This window comes from Sulfitobacter sp. 1A12056 (assembly GCF_043558125.1).
Classification (GTDB): Bacteria; Pseudomonadota; Alphaproteobacteria; order Rhodobacterales; family Rhodobacteraceae; genus Sulfitobacter; species Sulfitobacter faviae.
Genome location: NZ_JBIFFY010000003.1, coordinates 230,858 through 250,395 on the forward strand (window position 1 = coordinate 230,858; position 19,538 = coordinate 250,395).

The 19,538-nt window shown below is 63.4% G+C and carries 23 protein-coding genes; 11 read left to right on the forward strand and 12 right to left on the reverse strand.

What is annotated here, in order from left to right; genetic code table 11:
- Positions 1–21: 21 nt before the first annotated feature.
- Together ACGYLD_RS09280 and ACGYLD_RS09285 are read right to left on the reverse strand one after the other, a co-directional pair.
- Positions 22–702: a DnaA ATPase domain-containing protein gene (locus tag ACGYLD_RS09280; protein ID WP_271693247.1), complete on the reverse strand. Its 681-nt coding sequence runs from the start codon at positions 700–702 to the stop codon at positions 22–24.
- 1 nt (position 703) lies between these two features.
- Positions 704–1,786: an AI-2E family transporter gene (locus tag ACGYLD_RS09285; RefSeq protein ID WP_209219041.1), complete on the reverse strand. Its 1,083-nt coding sequence runs from the start codon at positions 1,784–1,786 to the stop codon at positions 704–706.
- Positions 1,787–1,987: 201 nt separating this feature from the next.
- Between ACGYLD_RS09285 and proS the strand changes: the two genes are divergently transcribed.
- From proS to ACGYLD_RS09305, 4 genes are read left to right on the forward strand one after another with little or no spacing between them, the layout of a single operon-like run.
- Positions 1,988–3,328 (forward strand): proline--tRNA ligase, encoded by a 1,341-nt coding sequence (proS, locus tag ACGYLD_RS09290; protein ID WP_271687920.1) that lies wholly within the window; start codon positions 1,988–1,990, stop codon positions 3,326–3,328.
- Between the two features lie 8 nt (positions 3,329–3,336).
- Entirely contained in the window at positions 3,337–3,843 is a 507-nt protein-coding gene (locus ACGYLD_RS09295) for a DUF2937 family protein (RefSeq protein ID WP_394402246.1), read from the forward strand.
- 54 nt (positions 3,844–3,897) lie between these two features.
- Positions 3,898–5,193, forward strand: coding sequence for a lipoprotein-releasing ABC transporter permease subunit (locus ACGYLD_RS09300; RefSeq protein ID WP_394402249.1), 1,296 nt, complete (start codon positions 3,898–3,900; stop codon positions 5,191–5,193).
- Positions 5,186–5,869 (forward strand): ABC transporter ATP-binding protein, encoded by a 684-nt coding sequence (locus ACGYLD_RS09305; RefSeq protein WP_394402252.1) that lies wholly within the window; start codon positions 5,186–5,188, stop codon positions 5,867–5,869. Before ACGYLD_RS09300 ends, ACGYLD_RS09305 begins: the two co-directional genes overlap by 8 nt.
- A gap of 1 nt (position 5,870) precedes the next feature.
- Here the strand turns inward: ACGYLD_RS09305 and ACGYLD_RS09310 are convergent, their stop codons facing one another.
- From ACGYLD_RS09310 to ACGYLD_RS09335, 6 genes are all read right to left on the reverse strand, one after another.
- Positions 5,871–6,548 carry a hypothetical protein gene (locus ACGYLD_RS09310; RefSeq protein ID WP_394402254.1) on the reverse strand — a complete coding sequence of 226 codons (678 nt, stop codon included), beginning with the start codon at positions 6,546–6,548 and terminating at the stop codon, positions 5,871–5,873.
- Between the two features lie 387 nt (positions 6,549–6,935).
- The gene (locus ACGYLD_RS09315; RefSeq protein WP_271687912.1) at positions 6,936–7,274 is read right to left on the reverse strand and encodes a DUF6693 family protein; all 339 of its coding nucleotides are present in this window, start codon (positions 7,272–7,274) and stop codon (positions 6,936–6,938) included.
- A gap of 94 nt (positions 7,275–7,368) precedes the next feature.
- A complete protein-coding gene (gene parE, locus ACGYLD_RS09320) occupies positions 7,369–9,324 on the reverse strand; it encodes a DNA topoisomerase IV subunit B (protein ID WP_271693252.1) in 1,956 nt (651 codons plus the stop codon).
- Positions 9,325–9,420: 96 nt separating this feature from the next.
- A complete protein-coding gene (locus tag ACGYLD_RS09325; RefSeq protein WP_271693253.1) occupies positions 9,421–9,798 on the reverse strand; it encodes a type II toxin-antitoxin system death-on-curing family toxin in 378 nt (125 codons plus the stop codon).
- The gene (locus ACGYLD_RS09330) at positions 9,795–10,043 is read right to left on the reverse strand and encodes a hypothetical protein (RefSeq protein ID WP_067263649.1); all 249 of its coding nucleotides are present in this window, start codon (positions 10,041–10,043) and stop codon (positions 9,795–9,797) included. The genes ACGYLD_RS09325 and ACGYLD_RS09330 overlap by 4 nt, the downstream gene beginning before the upstream one ends.
- Before the next feature lie 47 nt (positions 10,044–10,090).
- Complete coding sequence (locus ACGYLD_RS09335; protein WP_271693254.1) at positions 10,091–10,978, reverse strand: alpha/beta fold hydrolase; 888 nt, start codon at positions 10,976–10,978, stop codon at positions 10,091–10,093.
- Positions 10,979–11,127: 149 nt separating this feature from the next.
- Here ACGYLD_RS09335 and ACGYLD_RS09340 point away from each other — a divergent pair, with 149 nt between their 5' ends.
- Positions 11,128–12,483, forward strand: a complete 1,356-nt coding sequence (locus ACGYLD_RS09340; RefSeq protein WP_271693255.1) for an MATE family efflux transporter — start codon at positions 11,128–11,130, stop codon at positions 12,481–12,483.
- 3 nt (positions 12,484–12,486) lie between these two features.
- Here ACGYLD_RS09340 and ACGYLD_RS09345 read toward each other — a convergent pair whose 3' ends face one another.
- Both ACGYLD_RS09345 and ACGYLD_RS09350 read right to left on the reverse strand, forming a co-directional pair.
- Positions 12,487–12,888, reverse strand: coding sequence for a hypothetical protein (locus ACGYLD_RS09345; RefSeq protein ID WP_271693256.1), 402 nt, complete (start codon positions 12,886–12,888; stop codon positions 12,487–12,489).
- Between the two features lie 11 nt (positions 12,889–12,899).
- Positions 12,900–14,102, reverse strand: coding sequence for a pyridoxal phosphate-dependent aminotransferase (locus tag ACGYLD_RS09350; protein ID WP_271693257.1), 1,203 nt, complete (start codon positions 14,100–14,102; stop codon positions 12,900–12,902).
- Between the two features lie 85 nt (positions 14,103–14,187).
- Here ACGYLD_RS09350 and ACGYLD_RS09355 point away from each other — a divergent pair, with 85 nt between their 5' ends.
- The 3 genes from ACGYLD_RS09355 to ACGYLD_RS09365 all read left to right on the forward strand — a co-directional run bounded on the left by ACGYLD_RS09355 (position 14,188) and on the right by ACGYLD_RS09365 (position 15,433).
- Positions 14,188–14,589, forward strand: coding sequence for a helix-turn-helix domain-containing protein (locus ACGYLD_RS09355; protein WP_271693258.1), 402 nt, complete (start codon positions 14,188–14,190; stop codon positions 14,587–14,589).
- Positions 14,582–14,848, forward strand: a complete 267-nt coding sequence (locus ACGYLD_RS09360; RefSeq protein ID WP_271693259.1) for a succinate dehydrogenase assembly factor 2 — start codon at positions 14,582–14,584, stop codon at positions 14,846–14,848. The genes ACGYLD_RS09355 and ACGYLD_RS09360 overlap by 8 nt, the downstream gene beginning before the upstream one ends.
- 84 nt (positions 14,849–14,932) lie before the next feature.
- The gene (locus ACGYLD_RS09365) at positions 14,933–15,433 is read left to right on the forward strand and encodes a MarR family winged helix-turn-helix transcriptional regulator (protein ID WP_394402260.1); all 501 of its coding nucleotides are present in this window, start codon (positions 14,933–14,935) and stop codon (positions 15,431–15,433) included.
- Here the strand turns inward: ACGYLD_RS09365 and ACGYLD_RS09370 are convergent.
- Together ACGYLD_RS09370 and ACGYLD_RS09375 are read right to left on the reverse strand one after the other, a co-directional pair.
- Positions 15,427–16,170 (reverse strand): DUF1194 domain-containing protein, encoded by a 744-nt coding sequence (locus ACGYLD_RS09370; RefSeq protein ID WP_271693262.1) that lies wholly within the window; start codon positions 16,168–16,170, stop codon positions 15,427–15,429. The genes ACGYLD_RS09365 and ACGYLD_RS09370 overlap by 7 nt on opposite strands.
- 104 nt (positions 16,171–16,274) lie before the next feature.
- Positions 16,275–16,709 carry a VOC family protein gene (locus ACGYLD_RS09375; RefSeq protein WP_271693263.1) on the reverse strand — a complete coding sequence of 145 codons (435 nt, stop codon included), beginning with the start codon at positions 16,707–16,709 and terminating at the stop codon, positions 16,275–16,277.
- Between the two features lie 223 nt (positions 16,710–16,932).
- Here ACGYLD_RS09375 and ACGYLD_RS09380 point away from each other — a divergent pair, with 223 nt between their 5' ends.
- Genes ACGYLD_RS09380 through ACGYLD_RS09390 form a run of 3 tightly spaced genes read left to right on the forward strand, consistent with a single transcriptional unit; the run spans position 16,933 to position 19,473 of the window.
- Complete coding sequence (locus ACGYLD_RS09380; RefSeq protein WP_394402339.1) at positions 16,933–17,766, forward strand: thymidylate synthase; 834 nt, start codon at positions 16,933–16,935, stop codon at positions 17,764–17,766.
- Positions 17,766–18,245 (forward strand): dihydrofolate reductase, encoded by a 480-nt coding sequence (locus tag ACGYLD_RS09385; RefSeq protein WP_271693264.1) that lies wholly within the window; start codon positions 17,766–17,768, stop codon positions 18,243–18,245. Before ACGYLD_RS09380 ends, ACGYLD_RS09385 begins: the two co-directional genes overlap by 1 nt.
- 43 nt (positions 18,246–18,288) lie before the next feature.
- Positions 18,289–19,473, forward strand: a complete 1,185-nt coding sequence (locus tag ACGYLD_RS09390; protein ID WP_271693265.1) for a cytochrome P450 — start codon at positions 18,289–18,291, stop codon at positions 19,471–19,473.
- The last annotated feature ends 65 nt before the right edge of the window (positions 19,474–19,538 follow it).

Genomic DNA, 19,538 nt, shown 5'->3' on the forward strand with positions numbered 1-19,538 from the left:
CTTGCGTTAATTATTCCAGTATCACGCGCGAGGCGGGGCGATGTCCAGCACCTGCGCGGCCAGTGCGCGGGTCAGGGGGCGCTTCTGTGCAAGGCTGGCGGCATCCAGCCGGTCGACCAGCGCGATGGCAGCGGCGAAAGAGCGGTCCATCCGCGTCATGAGGTAGTTGATCAGTTCCGGCTTGGGCGTCAGTTGCCGGTCGGCCAGCAGTTTGACCAGCAGGGCCGAGAGCAGCGCATCGTCGGGCGCCTCCATCTCGACCATCGTGGCACCGCGCATCCGGCTGACCAGATCGGGCAGCGTGAGGCCCCAATGCGCCACCGGCCCGGTGCCGGTGAGCAGCAGCGCCTGACCTTCGGCAAGCACGAGGTTGTGCAGATGGAAGAGCGCCGTTTGCGCCGCCGCGTCTCCGGCGATCAGATGCACATCCTCCACGGCCACGGGGCCACGGGCGAGGGCGGGAATATCGGCTTCCAGCAGGTCCGCCGCACTGATGATCCGCGCGCCCGAAAGGTCCGCCCAGACATGCGTCAGATGCGTCTTGCCTGAGCCTTGCGGCCCGGTCAGCGCCAGCTTGCCGCCCGCCCAACCGCGCCAGCCGTCGATCATCGCCATGGCCATGGCGTTGGAGGGGGCGACAAAGAAAGCGTCGCGGCCCAGAGCCGTTCGGCTGGGCAGGTTCAACCCGAGTTGGTGGGCCATGTTAGCGGATGTCCTCGTCGACGGTCGTTTCAGGCTCGCGGCCTTTGTAGAGCACGCTTTCGCGGTAGCGCGCCGTGGCGAAACGCGCGATCACCCCGATGGCGGCGGCCACGGGCACCGCGACCAGCAGACCCACGAAGCCGAAGAGCGTGCCGAAGACCGACAGCGCCAACAGCAGCCAGACCGGGTGCAGCCCGACCGAGTTGCCGACGAGCTTTGGCGTCAGCAGGTTGCCCTCGACCACTTGGCCCAGCACGAAGATCCCCGCGACGAGTCCGATGGAAAGCCAATCCCCCCAGAATTGGAACAATGCCAGACCGATCGCCAGCGCCCCGCCAATCAACGCGCCGAGGTAGGGGATGAAGGTAACCAGCCCCGCGACAAAGCCGACGACGAGGCCGAATTGCAGCCCCACCAGCATCAGCGCCACGGCGTAATAGGTGCCAAGGATCAAGCAGACCGTGCCCATGCCGCGCACGAAAGAGGCCAACGTCGCGTCAATCTCGCGCGCCAACTGGCGAATCGTCGGGGCATGGTCGCGCGGCAGCAGCCGATCGACCGCGGCGACCATACGGTCCCAATCGAGCAGCAGGTACACCGCGACCACGGGGACGATGACGAACAAAAGCAGGACGTTGATCAGCGAGGCAAAGGAGGCCAGCGCGGTTTGCAGCAATTGCCCACCGCGTTCCTGAATGGTGGTGCCCAGCGTCGTCAGCGAGGTGCGCAGGGTCGAATCGTCATCCAAGAGAGAGGGGAAACGGTCGGTGATGAAATCGGTGAAATTGCGGGTCAGCTTGGGCGCGGTCTCGATCAGGTTCACGGTCTGATTGACCAGCGTCGGGATCACCAAAAGCGCCATCAGCACGAAGACCAAAAGCGCCACCACGGTGATGACGGCGGTGGCCATGGTGCGGCTGAGCCCCAAACGCTCCAACCGGTCGGCCACGGGGTCGAGGAAATAGGCAATCGCCCCGCCCAGCAGGAAGGGCAGCATCACATCGCCGATGAACCACAGCGCCACCATGAACACCGCTGCCGCGATGCCCCAGTACTTCAATTGGTCTCTGATTGGCAGGGCCATGGCGCTCTCCGGCAGGGAATGCCATCACATCGCCCATGTGGCGTTTCGTTTCAAGCCTTGGCTGCGGGTGGCGCGCGCGTCAAAGGCGCGGAACGGGCAAGCGGTGGAACTGGCCCAGCGGGCCGCCCGACCTCAGCGATGTGATTGTCTCGCCCTTTGACATGCACTAGTCAGGGGGCAATGCGTCAATGAGGAAACACCATGCGTCTGTCCCAATATTTTCTACCCGTGCTGAAGGAAAACCCTGCCGAGGCGCAGATCGTCAGCCACCGGTTGATGCTGCGGGCGGGAATGATCAAGCAATCCAGCGCGGGGATCTACTCTTGGCTGCCGTTGGGCTACAAGGTGCTGCGCAAGGTCGAAGAGATCGTGCACCAAGAGCAGCAGCGCGTGGGCCATATCCCGATGCTGATGCCAACGCTGCAATCGGCGGACCTGTGGAAGGAATCGGGCCGCTATGACGCCTATGGCCCCGAGATGCTGCGCATCCGCGACCGGCAGGACCGCGACATGCTCTATGGTCCCACCAATGAAGAGATGATCACCGATATCTTCCGCAGCCATGTCGGCTCTTACAAAGACCTGCCGCTGACGCTCTACCACATCCAGTGGAAATTCCGTGACGAGATCCGCCCGCGTTTCGGCGTGATGCGGGGTCGTGAGTTCCTGATGAAGGACGGCTATAACTTCGACCTCACCAAAGAGGACGCGTTGCACGCCTATAACCGCCATCTGGTCAGCTACTTGCGCACCTATGAGCGGATGGGCCTGCAAGCGATCCCGATGCGCGCCGACTCTGGCCCCATCGGCGGCGACGACACGCATGAGTTCCTCGTGCTGGCCGAAACGGGCGAATCGGAGGTTTTCTATGACAGCGAGATCACCGATCTGACCTTTGGTGACCGCGAGATCGACCCAAATGATCACGACGCCTGCCGCGCGGTGTTGGAGGAGTTCACCTCCCGCTACGCCCGCACGGATGAGACCCACGATCCGGAAGTATTTGCCAAGGTGCCGGAAGAGCGCCAGCGCAGTGCCCGCGGCATCGAAGTGGGGCAAATCTTCTATTTCGGCACCAAATATTCCGATGCGATGAACGCCAAGGTGCAAGGCCCCGACGGCAAACAGGTGCCGGTGCATATGGGCAGCCACGGCATCGGCGTCAGCCGCCTGCTGGGCGCGATCATCGAAGCCAGCCATGATGACAAGGGCATCATCTGGCCCGAAGGGGTGACGCCCTTCCACGCGGGGATCGTGAACCTTAAACAGGGCGATGCGGAGGCCGACGCGGCCTGCGACGCACTTTACAAGAGCCTCAAGGCGCTGGGCCTCGATCCGCTTTATGACGACCGCAAAGGCGGGGCGGGGATGAAGTTCGCCACGATGGATCTCATCGGTCTGCCATGGCGCATCACCGTCGGCCCGCGCGGGCTGAAGAACGGCGTGGTCGAACTCACCAGCCGCCGCACGGGCGAGAGCGAGGAACTGCCGCCCGAACAGGCGGTTGAGAAGATCGCCAAGATCTACGCCGGTATCGTCTGAGGGCCGCGATGATCCTGCGGGCGCTGACATTGGCCGGTGGGATCGTAAGCGCAGGCATTGCCGCACAAGGCCCGGGGTTCACCCGGGCCTATGTGTTTCAACTGGAGGCGGCGGAGCAGCGCCTCGCCAAAGTCGTGGCGGATTTCGATGCCGCCGCGCAGGCCGCAGGGCTGGTGCGGGAAGACGCCGTGGCGCGGCTGCGCGGATCGGCGCTGCTAGAGCGCCGGGGCTTGGACCTGCGCCGCAACATTGAACGGCAAGGGGGGCTTGAGGCCACATTGCCACGGCTCCAATCGGCGGGCCCCTTCCTGCGCTGCTATCTGCTATGGCGCAGCCCGGATGCCGAAGCCTTGCGCGCCGCCCTGCGCGGTTTTGCCCCCACCGCCCCGCGCAGCCGGGCCGAATGGCTCTTCGCCGGTTTGGGGTTCATCGCGGGGGCCAGTCTCACCCGCCTGCTGCTATGGCTGCCCACATGGCCCGCGCGCTTCCGCCGCCGCCGGGCATTGCGTTCTTGACCCTGCTGGGGCAAAGCCTCAGGTTGCGCGCACCTCAGACCGGAGCCTTCCCGCATGGCCAGCAAACCCACACGCACCGCCCCATTCGCGGCCTTTGAATGGATGATCGCTTGGCGCTACCTGCGCGCCCGCCGCGCCGAAGGGGGCGTCAGCGTCATGACGTGGATCAGCCTTATCGGCATCACGCTGGCGGTCTTCGCGCTGATCGCCACGCTTTCGGTCCGCTCAGGGTTCCGCGCCGAGTTCGTCGATACCATCCTCGGGGCCAATGCCCATGTCACCGTCTACACGATGGGGGAGGTGCTGCCCAACGGCCAGATCGACCGCACCATCGACGATTACGAGGCAATGGCCGAGCGGGTGGCAGCCGTCGAAGGCGTGACCCGTGTCGCCCCGCTGGTGCGGCAACAGGTCATGGCCAACCGCCGCCAGTCGAACGCAGGCGTCGAGGTTTTCGGCATCGCTTCGGATGATTTGATGACCATCCCCGGCATCCAGCCTTCGGAGCGTTCTTTCGGTGACATCACGCGTTTTGAAGAGGGCATGGCCATCGGCAGCGGCGTGGCGCAGTCCTTGGGCGTGCAGGTCGGCGATAGCGTCAAGCTGATTTCGCCCAACGGGGTCAAGACCGCCTTTGGCACCAGCCCGCGGGTCAATGCCTATGAGGTGGTCTATATCTTCTCTGCCGGGCGCTACGATATTGATAAAACACGGGTCTACCTGCCGATCACCGAGGCGCAGAGCTTTTTCAACCGCGAGGGCGTGGCGGATGAGCTGGAGGTTATGGTCGAAGACCCGGAAGGGGTGGACGCCATGGCGCCCGCGCTGATGCAGGCGGCGGGTGAACGCGCGCAGGTCTGGACGTGGCGCGATGCCTCAAGCTCCTTCCTCTCGGCGCTCGACATAGAAGACCGGGTGATGTTCGTGATCCTCAGCGTCTTGGTGCTGATCGCGGCGATGAACATCGTTTCGGGGCTGATCATGCTGGTCAAGAACAAGGGCCGCGACATCGGCATCCTGCGCACCATGGGGCTCAGTGAGGGCTCGGTGCTGCGGGTGTTCTTCATCTGCGGGGCCTTCACGGGCATCATCGGCACCGTCGCGGGCGTCGTGCTGGGGGTGCTGTTTGCCACTTACGTCGACCAGATCTTTGGCTTTGTGAACTACCTCAGCGGCGGCAATGCTTGGGACGCCTCGATCCGCGGCATCTACTTCCTGCCCGCGAAATTGCAATTGGGCGACGTGCTCTCGGCCGTGGCGCTCTCGCTCGGCCTGTCCTTCGTCGTCACGATCTTTCCCGCCCGCCGCGCGGCGCGGATGAACCCGGTGGAGGCCTTGCGCTATGAGTGATCCCGTCTTGCGCCTGAGCGGCATTTCCAAGGCCTACAACCCCGGCAAGCCGAACGAGGTGCAGGTGCTGCGCGGCATCGACCTTGAGGTGGCCCCCGGCGAGGTGGTGGCGCTGGTCGCCCCCTCGGGGGCCGGCAAGTCGACGCTGCTGCATATCGCGGGGCTTTTGGACACCGCCGACAGCGGCACGGTGGAGATCGCGGGCGATGACCTCACCGGCCAGAGCGACCGACGCCGCACGGCCGTGCGCCGCGCCGACGTGGGCTTCATATACCAGTTCCACCACCTGCTGCCCGAGTTCACGGCGCTGGAGAACATCGTGCTGCCGCAACTGGCCAATGGCGTGGCGCGTAAGGAGGCCGAGGCGAGGGCGCGGGAGCTTCTGACGCAGGTCGGCATTGCCGAGCGTGCCGATCACCGCCCCGCCGCCATGTCGGGCGGTGAGCAGCAGCGGGTGGCCTTTTGCCGCGCGCTGGCCAATGCGCCACGCCTGCTGCTGGCGGATGAGCCAACGGGCAACCTCGACCCTTCGACCTCGGATCAGGTCTTTGCCGCGCTGATGGCGCTGGTGCGCGGGACCGGGCTTTCGGCGGTGATCGCCACCCATAACCTCGAACTGGCGGCCCGGATGGACCGGCAAATCCGGCTCGACGCGGGGCAGTTGGTGCCGGTCTGACTCAGCCGCAGATGTTTTCTAACTCGACCCCGTCCCAGGGCAGGCCCACGTCATAGGGGCGGCTTTGGGGCAGGGGCGCCACGGGCATGACCTCCGACAGCATCGCATGTAACCGCTTGGTGCGCGGCGCCTGCGGGTCGAGCGCGCGGCAACAGACGAATTCCTCCACGATCGAGCCTTGTTGCTCATAGCCAAAGTCGAGAAACCGCGGCTTGGTGTCGACCTCGAAGAGGTAGGGGTCCGGGCTGGTGAACTGCTCGGAGGCCGCACGCAGGGGCGAATAGCCGGTGAGGTCGCGGTTCTGCCATTGCCAGACATGGGTGATCTCATGCGCCAGCAGCATCGCGGCGATCAGCCCGATGCGGTCGGGGTGATCGGGCAGGTAATCCTCGAGGTACCAATCCTTGTCGAAGAGCACATGGTTGAAGAGCGCTACGGCGGCGGGTTTCGAGGTGACGGTCTCGCCCACCTGCGGCGGCAGGATACGCTCGCGGCAGGTGGTGCGCGGGCGCGGCTTGCGGCGGAAGGTGACGGCGCGGGTGGGCGCGCCGTCGTGCAAGCGCACGCGGTCGTAGTTGAGGGTGGGCCCGTGGATGGTGGCGAGATAGGCGCGTTCGTTGTCCGTCAGCGGCCGGCCGCAGGCGGTGAGGAGGAGGCAGAGGAGAAGCGCGCGGATCATGGGATGAGTTAGGCGCGGGGGAGGCGGCGGATCAAGGGGGAAGTTTGGGCAACCGCGAAACATTAGGGCCGCGCCCGACCTCGGGCCGAAGGGCTACTTGGAAAAGGTCCAGTGGACCTTTTCAGCCCGGAGGGCGGCGCAAGCCGCGGGGTGCACGCATGTGCGCCCTCCCCGTGGGGAGGGTGAAGACCGTCTCGCAAACTCTCTGGGGGAGAGTTTGAGGTCTGAACGGGCGGAGCCCCGGACAGGCGCGGCCCGGGACGGGGTCCCGGGCTGGTTTTCAGATGACTTCGATTTGAGCGTAAACGCCTTACTTCTGGAAGAAGGGGCGCTGATGCTGCTGGGCTTAGAGCCGACGATGACCTGCCAGCACCTAAGAAAAGACGTTTAAAGAGGCCGAATTGTAGCGGCATTAAGCAGTCGTTTGATCACAGCAGGCCAGTAAACAAAATACGCCAAGCCTAATGTGATGATCGACAGTAGAAGCCAGAACAATGCGTGCCCTATGATGTCCGCGAAAGAGACCTCAACATTGATCTTCCCCACAGTGTTTCCCGCAGGGTCGACCAAGGTGGATCGGTTCATCGGCGCCTTCAAAAAGTAATAAGGCAGGACGAACAAAGCCAATCCAAAAGTTATAACGGAAAGCAGAATCCAAATGATGATTTGGCCTATCGCTTCCCCAACCGAAAAATCGCATTTAAGCTTATAGCCGTTTAGGGTCATGGGAAATTACCTCAGTTAAAAAAGTAACTATTCCCATAGTTGTTTTCTTCGGTCAAACTCAACTTAAGCTTCGGGTTGGCTCTTTTCAGCTCTTTCAAACATCCAACTCCTCCACAAACTGCGCATTCTGCTGAATATACGCGAACCGCATCTCCGGCTTCTTCCCCATCAGCCGCTCCACCAGATCCCCGGTCTCGCCCGGCACGTCCTCGTCCACGGTCACGCGGATCAGCTTGCGGGTCTCGGGGTCCATCGTGGTCTCTTTGAGGTCCTTCGCGTCCATCTCGCCCAGACCCTTGAAGCGGCTGACGTCGATCTTTCCCTTGCCGCCGAGGCCCTTCTCCAGCCACATATTCTTCTCGGCCTCATCAAGGCAATAGACCCGCTTGGCGCCTTGGGTCAGGCGGAACAGCGGCGGGCAGGCGAGGTAGAGGTGGCCCGCGTCAATGAGCGGGCGCATCTGGGTGAAGAAGAAGGTCATCAACAGCGAGGCGATATGCGCGCCGTCGACGTCGGCGTCGGTCATGATGATGATCTTATCATAGCGCAGATCGTCGAGGTTGAACTTCGTGCCCATCCCGACGCCGAGCGCCTCGCACAGGTCGTTGATCTCGGCATTGGTCGAAAGCTTGCTCGAGGCCGCGCCCAGCACGTTGAGGATCTTGCCCTTAAGCGGCAGCAGCGCCTGTTTCTCGCGATTGCGCGCGCCTTTGCCCGAGCCGCCGGCGCTGTCGCCCTCGACGATGAAAAGCTCCGTGCCCTCGCGGGATTTGCTGGTGCAATCGGTCAGCTTGCCGGGCAGGCGCAGCTTCTTGGTGGCGGATTTGCGGGCGGTTTCCTTTTCCTGCTTCCGGCGCATCCGCTCTTCGGCGCGCAGCACGAGGAAATCGAGGATGGCGCCGGCGGATTTCGTGTCCGCCGCCAGCCAGTTGTCAAAGTGGTCGCGTACCGCGTTTTCCACCAGTCGCTGCGCCTCAGTGGTGGCGAGGCGGTCCTTGGTCTGGCCCACGAACTCCGGCTCGCGGATGAAGCAGGACACCAGCGCGCAGCCCCCGGTGATCAGGTCGTCGCGGGTGATGTCCTTGGCCTTGCGGTTATTGGCCAACTCGCCATAGGCCCGGATGCCCTTGAGGATCGCAGCCCAGAAGCCGCTTTCATGGGTGCCGCCCTCGGGCGTGGGGACGGTGTTACAATAGGACTGGATGAAACCGTCGCGCGCCGGCGTCCAGTTGATGGCCCATTCGACCTTGCCCGGCACGCCGAAACGCTCTTGGAACTCGACGGTGCCGGCAAAGGGGTTCTCGGCATAGGTCGTGGCCTTGCCCAGCGTCTCGCGCAGGTAGTCGGCCAGACCGCCGGGGAAGTGGAAGGTCGCCTCCATCGGCGTGTCGCCGTCCTCGATCTCGGACTTCCAGCGGATTTCGACGCCGGAGAAGAGATAGGCCTTGGAGCGGACCATCTTGAGCAGGCGTGCGGGCTTGAAGCGGTGCGCGCCGAAAATCTGTTCGTCGGCGTGGAAAGTGACGGTGGTGCCGCGCCGGTTGGGGGCCGCGCCGATTTTCTCGACCGGGCCTTGCGGGATGCCGCGCGAGAAACGCTGCTCAAAGAGTTCACGGTTGCGCGCGACCTGAACGACCATGGAATCCGACAGCGCGTTCACGACCGAAGCACCAACCCCGTGCAGACCGCCCGAGGTCTGATAGGCCTTGCCCGAGAACTTGCCGCCCGCGTGCAGGGTGCAGAGGATCACCTCGAGCGCAGATTTGTCGGGAAACTTCGGGTGCGGGTCGATCGGGATGCCGCGGCCGTTGTCGCGGATGGTGACCGAGTAATCGGCGTTCAACTCCACCTCGATCCGGTTGGCATGGCCCGCGACAGCCTCGTCCATCGAGTTGTCGAGCACCTCGGCCACCATATGGTGCAGCGCGCGCTCATCGGTGCCGCCGATATACATCCCGGGGCGTTTGCGGACGGGCTCCAGCCCCTCCAGCACTTCGATGGAGGAGGCATCGTATTCGGTGGGTTCCTGGCCGGAAAGAAGGTCGGTCATGCGGGCCTGCTCTTTGTTTGTGGGTGGGGGCCATTTTGACAGCCCCGCGCGCCGGGGGCAATCGCGGGTTTGTCTTGGGCTGCTGTTTTGCCCGGGTCAGCCAGCTTTGGCGCGCAGCCAGTCGGCAAGGGTCTCTTCATCGACGCGGCCTTGGGCCACTTCGCGGATCAGATCGCCTGCCTCGATGGTTTCGTGGTCGATCCGGATGCCATTGAGGTGGAGGCAGACGATCATGGTCTTATAGGCGGTGCGCTTGTTCGCATCATTGAAGACATGACCGGTGGCCACGGCGACGCAATAGGCGGCGGCAAGATCGAAGGTATCCGCGATCATCCCGTAAACCAGCCTGTTGTCCACGCGGCCCAGTGCACCATCGAGAGATTTATCCAGCGCCCGACCCGCGAGTTCGCCGTGGTTCAAGACGGCATCGTGAATCGTTTCGACAAGCTCGGCGTTCAGCAGGACATAGGTCATTTGTCTTTGAGGTAGTCGAGCACGGGCTGGGTTTGCTCACGGGTCGCGGCAATGCTCTCCATCACCTCATCCAGCGTGGCCACACGCGGCTCTTCTTGCAAAGTCGCCTCGGCGGGTACGAAATAGCCCACGCAGCGCGAGTTCTTCATCACCGCCACGGGCTTGCCGCCCGAACGTTCTAACACCTTATGCGGCTCGCGCATCTCGGTCATGGTGGCGATGTGGTTGGTGTGAATGCGGGTCATGGCGCGGCTCCTGAATGCATAACTGAATATACATTCTTTCGCCCATTTTACAAGGGCCGCCGCCTGCACCAGTTGAGCACCGCCGCCGCCACCTCCGACGGCTTTTGATGGTGCAGCCAATGATCCGCCCCTTCGATCTCGACCCGGGTGAGGTCCGGCGCGAAAGCCTCCAACCCGGCGGTGGCTTCGGGCAGAAGGGCGGTGTCTTCCGTTCCCCAGATCAGCAGATGCGGGCAGGGGACGCGCAAACGGTCGACCGGGAATTCTGGCAGGTCGCGCAGGGGCTTGCCGGGCGCGGCGACTTGCAGGGGGGAGGCACGATACCAGTTGATCATCGCCCTGAGCCGCCCAGGCCGCCCCCATTCCGCGCGGTAGTCCTCAAGCCGCGCGGGCGTCAGCCAACTGAGGTCCATATTGGCGGAAAAAAGGTCGAGCAGTCCCGCGAAATCGTCCCGCGCCAGCCGCACCGCGCTGCCTTCGGCGCGCAGCGCGTTAACATATTGCGAGGCGCGCGACTGCGCCCCGCCTGCGGCCATGGCGCGCTGAAACGGCACGGGATGCACGCCGTTGAGGACGACCAGCCGGGCCACCAGCTCAGGCCGGAACATCGCCAAGGCGTAGCCCACGGAGGCCCCCCAGTCATGCGCCAAGACGGTCACTGGCCTGTCGCCGATCAGGGCGGCCATATCGGCCATGAGATGCGCCATCGCATAGGGTTCGATCCCCTCGGGCGCGCTGCTTTGGCCATAGCCGCGCTGGTCGGGGGCGATGCAGTGGAAATCTTGGCACAGCAGCGGTGCCAGATCCCGCCACGCGCCGCCGTATTCGGGAAAACCGTGGAGCATCAACAACGGCGGCAGGCTCTCATCGCCCCAGTGGCGAATGAAAATCTCCTGACCGTTCAATCGGCGGGTTTCGGTCCGTGTCGGTTCCATCGCGAGCCCTCCTGCCACCAGCTTTGCCGTTAAGGGCCGCGGACGCAAGGATTTCATGGCAAAACAGTGGCATCGGCCCCGCGCAAACCCATGGCAGAGCGTAAAAACCGCACTTCCCCTTTGCAGCGACCCGGCGTAAGGCTCGTGCCATGAGCAAGACAATGACCAACCGCAATCACGTCCGGGCGATCCTGACACTCGGCCTGCCGCTGATCGGCGGGCATCTGGCACAGATGGCCATCGGCGTGACCGATACCGTCATGCTCGGCTGGTATTCGGTCGAGGCACTGGCGGCGGTGGTCTTGGGCAGCACCTATTTCTTCGTCCTGTTTATCTTTGGGTCGGGCTTTGCCATGGCGGTAATGCCCTTGGTGGCCGCCTATGACGCCGAAGATGACGAGATCGGCCTGCGCCGCGCCACGCGCATGGGGCTGTGGCTCTCGGTGGGGTTCGCCATGATCGCGCTGCCCGCGATGATCTGGTCGCCCGCGGTGCTGGACCTTTTGGGGCAGGGGCCGAACCTTGCCGACCGGGCGGGCGATTACCTCAAAGTGGCGGGCTGGGGCATTCTCCCTGCGCTTTTGGTGATGGTGTTGAAATCCTACCTCGCCGCCTTGGAGCGCACGCAGGTGGTGCTGTGGATCACCCTGCTGGCCGCCGGGGTCAATGCGTTGGCGAATTACGCGCTGATCTTCGGCAACTGGGGCGCGCCGGAGCTTGGCGTGATGGGGGCGGCTGTGGCCTCGGTCACGACGCAATGCGTCTCGCTGATCGGGGTGGTGATCTATGTGCTGATCGCCCTGCCGCAGCACAGCCTGTTCGTGCGGCTTTGGCGGGTGGACGGGCAGATGTTGCTGCGGGTGTTCACGCTGGGCCTGCCGATTGGCCTGACCACGCTGAGCGAAGTCGGCCTCTTCGCGGCCTCCTCGCTGATGATGGGCTGGCTGGGGACGATCCCGCTGGCGGCACATGGCATCGCGATCCAACTCGCCTCGCTGACCTTCATGGTGCATCTGGGGCTGAGCAATGTCGCCACGATCCGCGCAGGCAATGCCTATGGCCGCCGCGACGTGCCGCATATGAAGCGCGGCGCGGTGATCGTGACCGTGCTGTCGCTGGTCTTTGCGCTGCTCACCATGGTTGGCTTTGTCGGCTGGCCTGAGCCGCTGATCTCGGTCTTCATGCAAGAGGATGAGCCCGCGCGGGCTGAAATCCTTGCCATCGGCACCGGGCTTCTGGTGATGGCGGCGCTGTTCCAACTGGTCGATGGGGCGCAGGTGGTGGCCCTTGGGCTGTTGCGTGGGGTGCAGGATACCAAAGTGCCGATGGTCATGGCCGCGGTCAGCTATTGGATCGTCGGCATGCCCTGTTCCTACCTGCTGGGCTTTGTGCTGGGCTTCGGGGCCATGGGCATCTGGGCCGGGCTGGTGGCTGGGCTGGCGGTGGCCGGGCTGCTGCTGAATGCGCGTTTCTGGGGCGTGATCGTGAAGCGGCTGGCGGTCTAAGCGTCAGCCCCGATCCATCCGATCCGCCTTTTTGCGCACCAGCGTGCTGCGCAGGTCGTGCATGGCCAGCAACAGCTCATCCGTCACCGCCTCAAGCTCGGCATCCGTGGCGCGGGACTGCGCCCATTGGGTGGTGAGGTTCAGATGCTCCACGGCGCGGCGGATGTCGTCAATCTCGCGCGCCGCAAGGGTCTCGCGGCGGGCCTTGGTCCAGCGGGCAATCTCGGCCTGATCGGCCTCGGTCAAACGGTGCTGCCCATGAGGCTTTACCTCTCCGTTGCGGATGTTGACGACGGCGATCTGCTCCATCTCGATCCGGCGCTGGCGGTTCGCGGCATCCAGCCGAAACACCGCCGCGCCATTCTCGCGGACCCTGAAGTAATAGTCGGGAAGATCGCCCGCCATGGTGTTGTCCCTTACGTCAGCCCGGCGCAGAAGCTCTGGATGCGGCTGCACGCCTCTTTCAGCGCCTCATCCGAGGTAGCGTAGCTGACCCGGAAATTCGGCGAAAGCCCGAAGGCCGCGCCAAAGACGACCGCAACGCCGGTCTCCTCAAGCAAAGCGGTGGCGAAAGCCTCGTCATCCGTGATCTTGGTGCCCGCCGCCGAGGTCTTGCCGATCAGCCCGGCGATAGAGGGATAGACGTAAAACGCCCCCTCGGGCGTCGGGCAAGTGATGCCCTCGATGGCCGAGAGCATCTCCACCACCAGATTGCGGCGGCGCACGAAGGTCTCGTTGTTTTCGGCGATGTAATCCTGCGTGCCGTTCAGCGCCTCCACCGCGGCCCATTGGCTGACCGAACAGGGGTTCGAGGTGCTCTGCGACTGGATCTTGCGCATCGCACCGATCAGCTTTTCCGGCCCTGCGGCATAGCCAATGCGCCAGCCGGTCATGGCATAGGCTTTCGACACGCCGTTGACCGTCAGCGTGCGGTCGTAGAGTGCGGGTTCCACCTGCGCGGGCGTGCAGAACTCGAAACCGTCGTAGGCGAGGTGCTCATACATGTCGTCGGTCATCACCCAGACATGCGGGTGGCGCATCAGCACGTCGGTCAGCGCCTTCAGCTCGTCGTGGCTGTAGCCCGCCCCGGTGGGGTTCGAGGGGGAGTTGAAGATGAACCATTTGGTCTTGGGCGTGATCGCCTCTTCCAGCGCCTCGGGGGTGAGCTTGAAATCATTCTCAAGCGTCGCGGGGGCGATGACCGGCGTGCCGCCCGCCAAAAGCACCATGTCGGGGTAGCTCACCCAATAGGGCGCGGGGATCACGACCTCTTCGCCTGGGTTCATCGTGGCCATCAACGCGTTGTAGAGGATCTGCTTACCCCCGGTGCCGACGCTGACCTGCGCGGGCGTGTAGTCGAGCCCGTTGTCGCGTTTGAACTTGGCGCAGATCGCCTGTTTCAACTCGGGGATGCCGTCGACGGGGGTGTATTTCGTCTTGCCCGCGTTGATCGCGGCCACGGCTGCGTCCTTGATGTTCTGCGGCGTGTCGAAATCCGGCTCGCCCGCGCCAAGCGCGATGATGTCGCGCCCCGCGGCCTTGAGTTCTGCCGCTTTGGTGGTGACGGCGATGGTGGGCGACGGTTTGACCCGATCAAGGGTCGCGGACAGCAGTTCCATTTCAGCCTCGGGTTGCTTATGAATATCTCCACGTTCATAGGGGGCGTCCCCGCACCCGGCAAGGGTGTCTGGCAGGAGAGGAAGCATGACCGACGAGATTGACTGGTACGGCCCCGAGGCCGCCACCTTTGGCGACCGGGTCGCGGCGGCCCGCGAACAGACCGGCATGACACAGGCGATGCTGGCCAAACGGCTGGGCGTGCGCCTGTCCACCCTGCGCGGTTGGGAAGACGACCTGTCGGAGCCGCGCGCCAACCGGCTGTCGATGCTGGCGGGGCTGCTCAATGTCTCGATGATGTGGCTGATCACGGGCGAGGGGGAGGGCGTCGATGCCCCCGAAGCGGGCGAGACCGCGCGCCGTGTCGATCTCGAAGAGGTGCTAGCCGATATGCGCGCCCTGCGCAGCGACCTGCTGAAAAAGGCCGAGACTGTCGGCAAATTGGAAAAGCGCATTCGGCGCCTCATGACGGAGCCCGCAGATGCCTGAAGCCCCCGAACACCGGATCAAACGCCTGCAAATGCGCTCTATGCGCCGGGGCATCAAAGAGATGGACCTGATCCTCTCGGCCTATGCCGAGGCGCGGTTGCCCCAGATGGATGACGCGGGCCTCACGCTCTACGACCAAATGCTGAACGAGAATGACCACGACCTCTATCTTTGGGTCAGCGGACAGACCGAGGCTCCGGCGGAATATGCGGCTCTGATCGCGGATATCCGTGGGCAATTGGCCGAGGCGCGGGGCTAATTCAGAAAACCCGAAAGGGTTTAACGAATTATTCTGATTTTTTAGCGAGTTTCCGGTTCAAACAAGGTGAACCGGAGATTTCGCATGAGCATTCAAGACCCCGCCACGCAGCCGATGGCCATAAAGGGTTTCATGGCAGGCTATCTTGAGTCCCTGTCGCTGGTCGAGCGGCTGCACCGCTTGCTGCTGGACGTGATCAAGGACGAATTCGAGCGCGTCGGCGTGTTGGAGATCAACGCCGTCCAAGCGCTGCTTTTGTTCAATATCGGCGATAATGAAGTGACCGCGGGAGAGCTTAAAAGCCGCGGTTACTATCAGGGCAGCAACGTCAGCTACAACCTCAAGAAACTGGTCGAAATGGGCTATATGCACCATCAACGCTGCGAGATTGACCGCCGTTCCGTGCGCGTGCGGCTGACCGAAAAGGGGCGCTATATCCGAGATGTGGTCGCTGATCTTTTCTCGCGCCATGCCGATGGGATGGAAAAAAAGGGCGTCTTGGGGGATGCGGGGATCGAGGATATCACCCGCTCGCTCAAACGGATGGAGCGGTATTGGACGGATCAGATCCGCTATATCTACTGATCCCGGGCAGGGGGGAGGTGGGCATAGGCCCGCCCGTCCAATTCACGTAGGAGTTTTCGGGTCATGGCGCGGGCGTAATCTTCGAACCCCTCTGCCGCCTCAACGAATGCCCTGGGGCCGAGGACGACTTCGGCCCGGTAGTATGACGCCAGCCCGCCGACCTCGGCCTGTCCGCTGTCGCCAACGGCTGCGTCTTCTGTTCCGATCACCAAGCCATTTATGGTCAGCCTCTGCGGCGTGAGGGGCTGGGCTTGCAAATTGTGGCGTATATCCCGGGGCCGCGGCCCGAAGTTCGAAATGCCATCGCCGGAGATATCCAGCGTGTGCTTCCGGCAGTCCGACCGTGCCGCCAACTGCCGCGCGCCGAATTGCATGGCATCGCCCAAGGCCGTGCCGGGCGAGGCCGCGCGCCGCTCCGTGTTGCGTAATTGAGCGATTGCATCGTCAAGCGTAGCTGCATCGCGCAATGGCGTCCAAGGCAGGATTACCCGCTGATCGCTGGACCCGCTCCACTCATAGACCATCAGATCGACGTGATGCCCCGGCAACGCCAATAGGGCGTCTCGCACGCGCGGGTCCTCCAGCGCTTCGGCCACGCCGCCGATCTGCAACTGATACTCCCGCGCATCGACCGAACCTGAAACGTCCAGCCCCAAGGCCAGCGCCTGACGACAGGCGGCCTCGGCCCATTGCGTGCTTGATAGGCTGATAAAAAGGGCGAGGGCGGCACGGATCATCGCTCTACTTTCTCCGCCTTCGGCAGGGCATCAGAAAAGCGCGGGAGGCGGGAAGCCCCCCTGCGCAGAGCCCATCAGCGCCAGAGCGGCACCAATGCAGCCGCTCACCAATGACCGGTGTTTTCCATGCTGGCCCATGGTTCCTGCACGGGCTGGGCGTCACCCTCTTGCAGCAGTTCGACGGAAATATTGTCGGGCGAGCGGACAAAGGCCATGCGCCCGTCGCGCGGCGGGCGGTTAATGGTGACGCCGTTGTCTTGCAGATACTGGCAGGTCTCATAGATATTCTCGACCGTATAGGCGAGGTGGCCGAAATGGCGGCTGTCGCTGGGCAGCGCATCGTCGCCGTCCCAATTGTAGGTCAGTTCGACATCGGCGTGACCGTCGTCCATGCCCGGGGGGCAGAGGAAAACCAGCGTGAAACGGCCCCCTTCGTTGTCGATCCGGCGCCGCTCGACCAACCCCAGAAGTTTGTAAAATGCGATGGAGGCGTCGAGATCTTTCACGCGCACCATGGTGTGCAGGTATTTGATGGGCATCGGTTTTCCTTTGGTTGGCTGGCCTGAATGGGGCGGCGCCCCTTTCAAGCTTGAATGTCGTTCAAAGCGGGCGGGGGTAAATCAACCCTTCGCGCTTCGCGGTGGAGGATAGGGGCGAAACCCGCGGAGTCAAAGTGGGCGGGCGATGTCTGTTGATCGGCTTGAGGCCGAGGGCCCGGAAGGCTATGCAGAAGCAACCGCCACGAATGATGAGGAAGCCCGCGTGAAACAGTACCATGATGCGCTGCGCGAAGTGCTGGAGCAGGGGGTGACCTCGACCGACCGCACGGGGACGGGGACGATCTCTCATTTCGGGATGCAGCAGCGTTACCGGATGGCCGAAGGCTTTCCGCTGGTCACCACCAAAAAGCTGCATCTGAAATCCATCGTGCATGAGCTTTTGTGGTTCCTCGCCGGGGATACGAACATTGCCTATCTCAAGGAAAACGGCGTTCGCATCTGGGACGAATGGGCCGATGAGAACGGCGATCTCGGCCCGGTTTACGGCCACCAGTGGCGGCGTTTCCCGATGGTGGGTGAACCGATGCCCCAGCCCGATGGCACGCTGCTCCATCAAGCCGGGCAGGTCGATCAGATCGCCAAACTGGTCGAGGCAATCCGCAAGACCCCCGACAGCCGCCGCCTGATCGTTTCGGCGTGGAATCCGGGCGAGGTGGACCAGATGGCGCTGCCGCCCTGCCATACGCTCTGGCAGGTGCGCATCGCGGGCGGCAAGCTGCATTTGCAGCTTTACCAGCGCTCGGCGGATATGTTCCTCGGCGTGCCGTTCAACATCGCCTCCTACGCGCTGCTCTTGGAAATGCTGGCCCATGTCACTGGCTATGCGCCGGGTGATTTCGTGCATTCCATGGGTGACGCGCATATCTATTCCAACCATCTGGAGCAGGTGAAAACCCAGCTTGCGCGGACGCCCAAGCCGCTGCCGAAACTGCGGATCAACCGCGAGGTCAGTTCGATCTTTGATTTCCGCTATGAGGATTTCACCTTTGAGGGCTATTATCCCGACCCTGCGATCAAAGCGCCGGTGGCCGTCTGATGCTGAGCCTGATTGTCGCCCGCGCCCGCAACGGCGCCATTGGCAAAGACGGGGATATCCCTTGGTCACTGCCCGAAGACCTGAAATTCTTTCAGCGTGAAACCACCGGCGGGGCCATCATCATGGGGCGCCGAACGTGGGAGAGCCTGCCCTTCAAGCCACTGAAAAACCGGTTGAATTGCGTTGTCTCTAGCAGCGAGGTCGAGGGCATCCAAGTGGCGCGCGACCCGCAAGCCGCTTTGGGCTATTGCGCAGCAGAGGGCTATCGCCGGGTCTACGGCATCGGCGGCGAAGGCATCTACCGTACGCTTTTGCCCCTCGCGGACCGGCTTTTGGTGACCGAAGTGGATGTGGAAATCGACGGCGCCGATGCGTTCTTTCCCCAATTCGACCCCGACGAATGGATCGAATTGGGCAACCTTTGCCTGCGCACATCGGGTCCGCGTGCCATCGCGCGGGAGTGGTTGCGCCGCTGCTGACCGGCCATTGACATAGGCCGCGCGGCGGGCATCACTGCGGGCCATGTTTGATCTATCCGCCCCGCCCGAAGGGTTTGTCGAGAACCCGTTCCCCCATTACGACCGCCTTCTGCGCGACGCCCCGGTGCTGCGCCAGCCTGACGGCTCGGTCCTGATCTGCCGCCATGCGGATCTGAACGCGATCTACCGCGACACCACGCTTTATATCTCGGACAAGAAACTCGCTTTTGCCCCGAAATTCGGCCCCGGCAGCCCCTTGTTCGAACATCACACCACCAGCCTCGTTTTCAATGACCCGCCGCTGCACACCCGCGTGCGGCGGATCATGACCTCGGCCCTTACGCCCAAGGCGCTGGCGCGGATGGAGCCAGGGTTGATCGATACGGTGGACCGACTGCTTGAGGGGCTGAGCCCCACGCCGGACCTGATCGAGGACTATGCCAGTTGTATCCCGGTGCAGATCATCGGCAACCTGCTGGACGTGCCGATGGAAGAGCGCGGCCCGCTTCGCGATTGGTCGCTGGCGATCCTCGGCGCGCTGGAGCCAACCTTGAGCGATGCGGCGCTCGACGCAGGCCATACCGCGGTGCGGGAGTTCAAAGCCTATCTGCAAGACCTCATCGCGCGGCGCCGGGCCGCGCCGGGGGATCCTGAAACCGATGTGCTGACCCGGTTGATCGCGGGGGATGATGGGGGGCAGCTGACCGAGATCGAGTTGATCCAAAACTGTATTTTCATCCTGAACGCGGGCCATGAGACGACGACCAATCTGATCGGCAGCGCCCTTGCGCTGCTGCATGACCATCCCGACCAAAAGGCCCGGCTGCTGGCCGAGCCTGCTCTGATCGGGCCTTGTATCGAAGAGGTGCTGCGCTTCCGCTCGCCCAATCAATTCGGCAACCGGGAAACCACGGGCCCGGTCACCATCGGCGGGGTCGAGATCGCCGCGGGCAGCAACCTGCACCTTTGTATCGGGGCTGCGAACCGAGACCCGGAAGTCTTTGAGGAGCCGACAAAATTCGATATCGGGCGCAAGCCCAATCGGCATCTGGCCTTTGCCGGTGGCCCGCATGTCTGCGTGGGGCTGACTTTGGCGCGGATGGAAGGGAAGATCGCGCTTCAACGCTTCCTAAATCGCTACCCGGATTATGAAATCGGCGCGGCTCGGCAGGGGGGCGGACGCATCCGCTTTCACGGCTATGCGACGCTCCCGGCGCGGCTGAACTAAAGCGAGCCTGCCATAAAAGACTGGACTAAAAGAAATCGCCCCGGCAATCTTCGTTGATATTATAC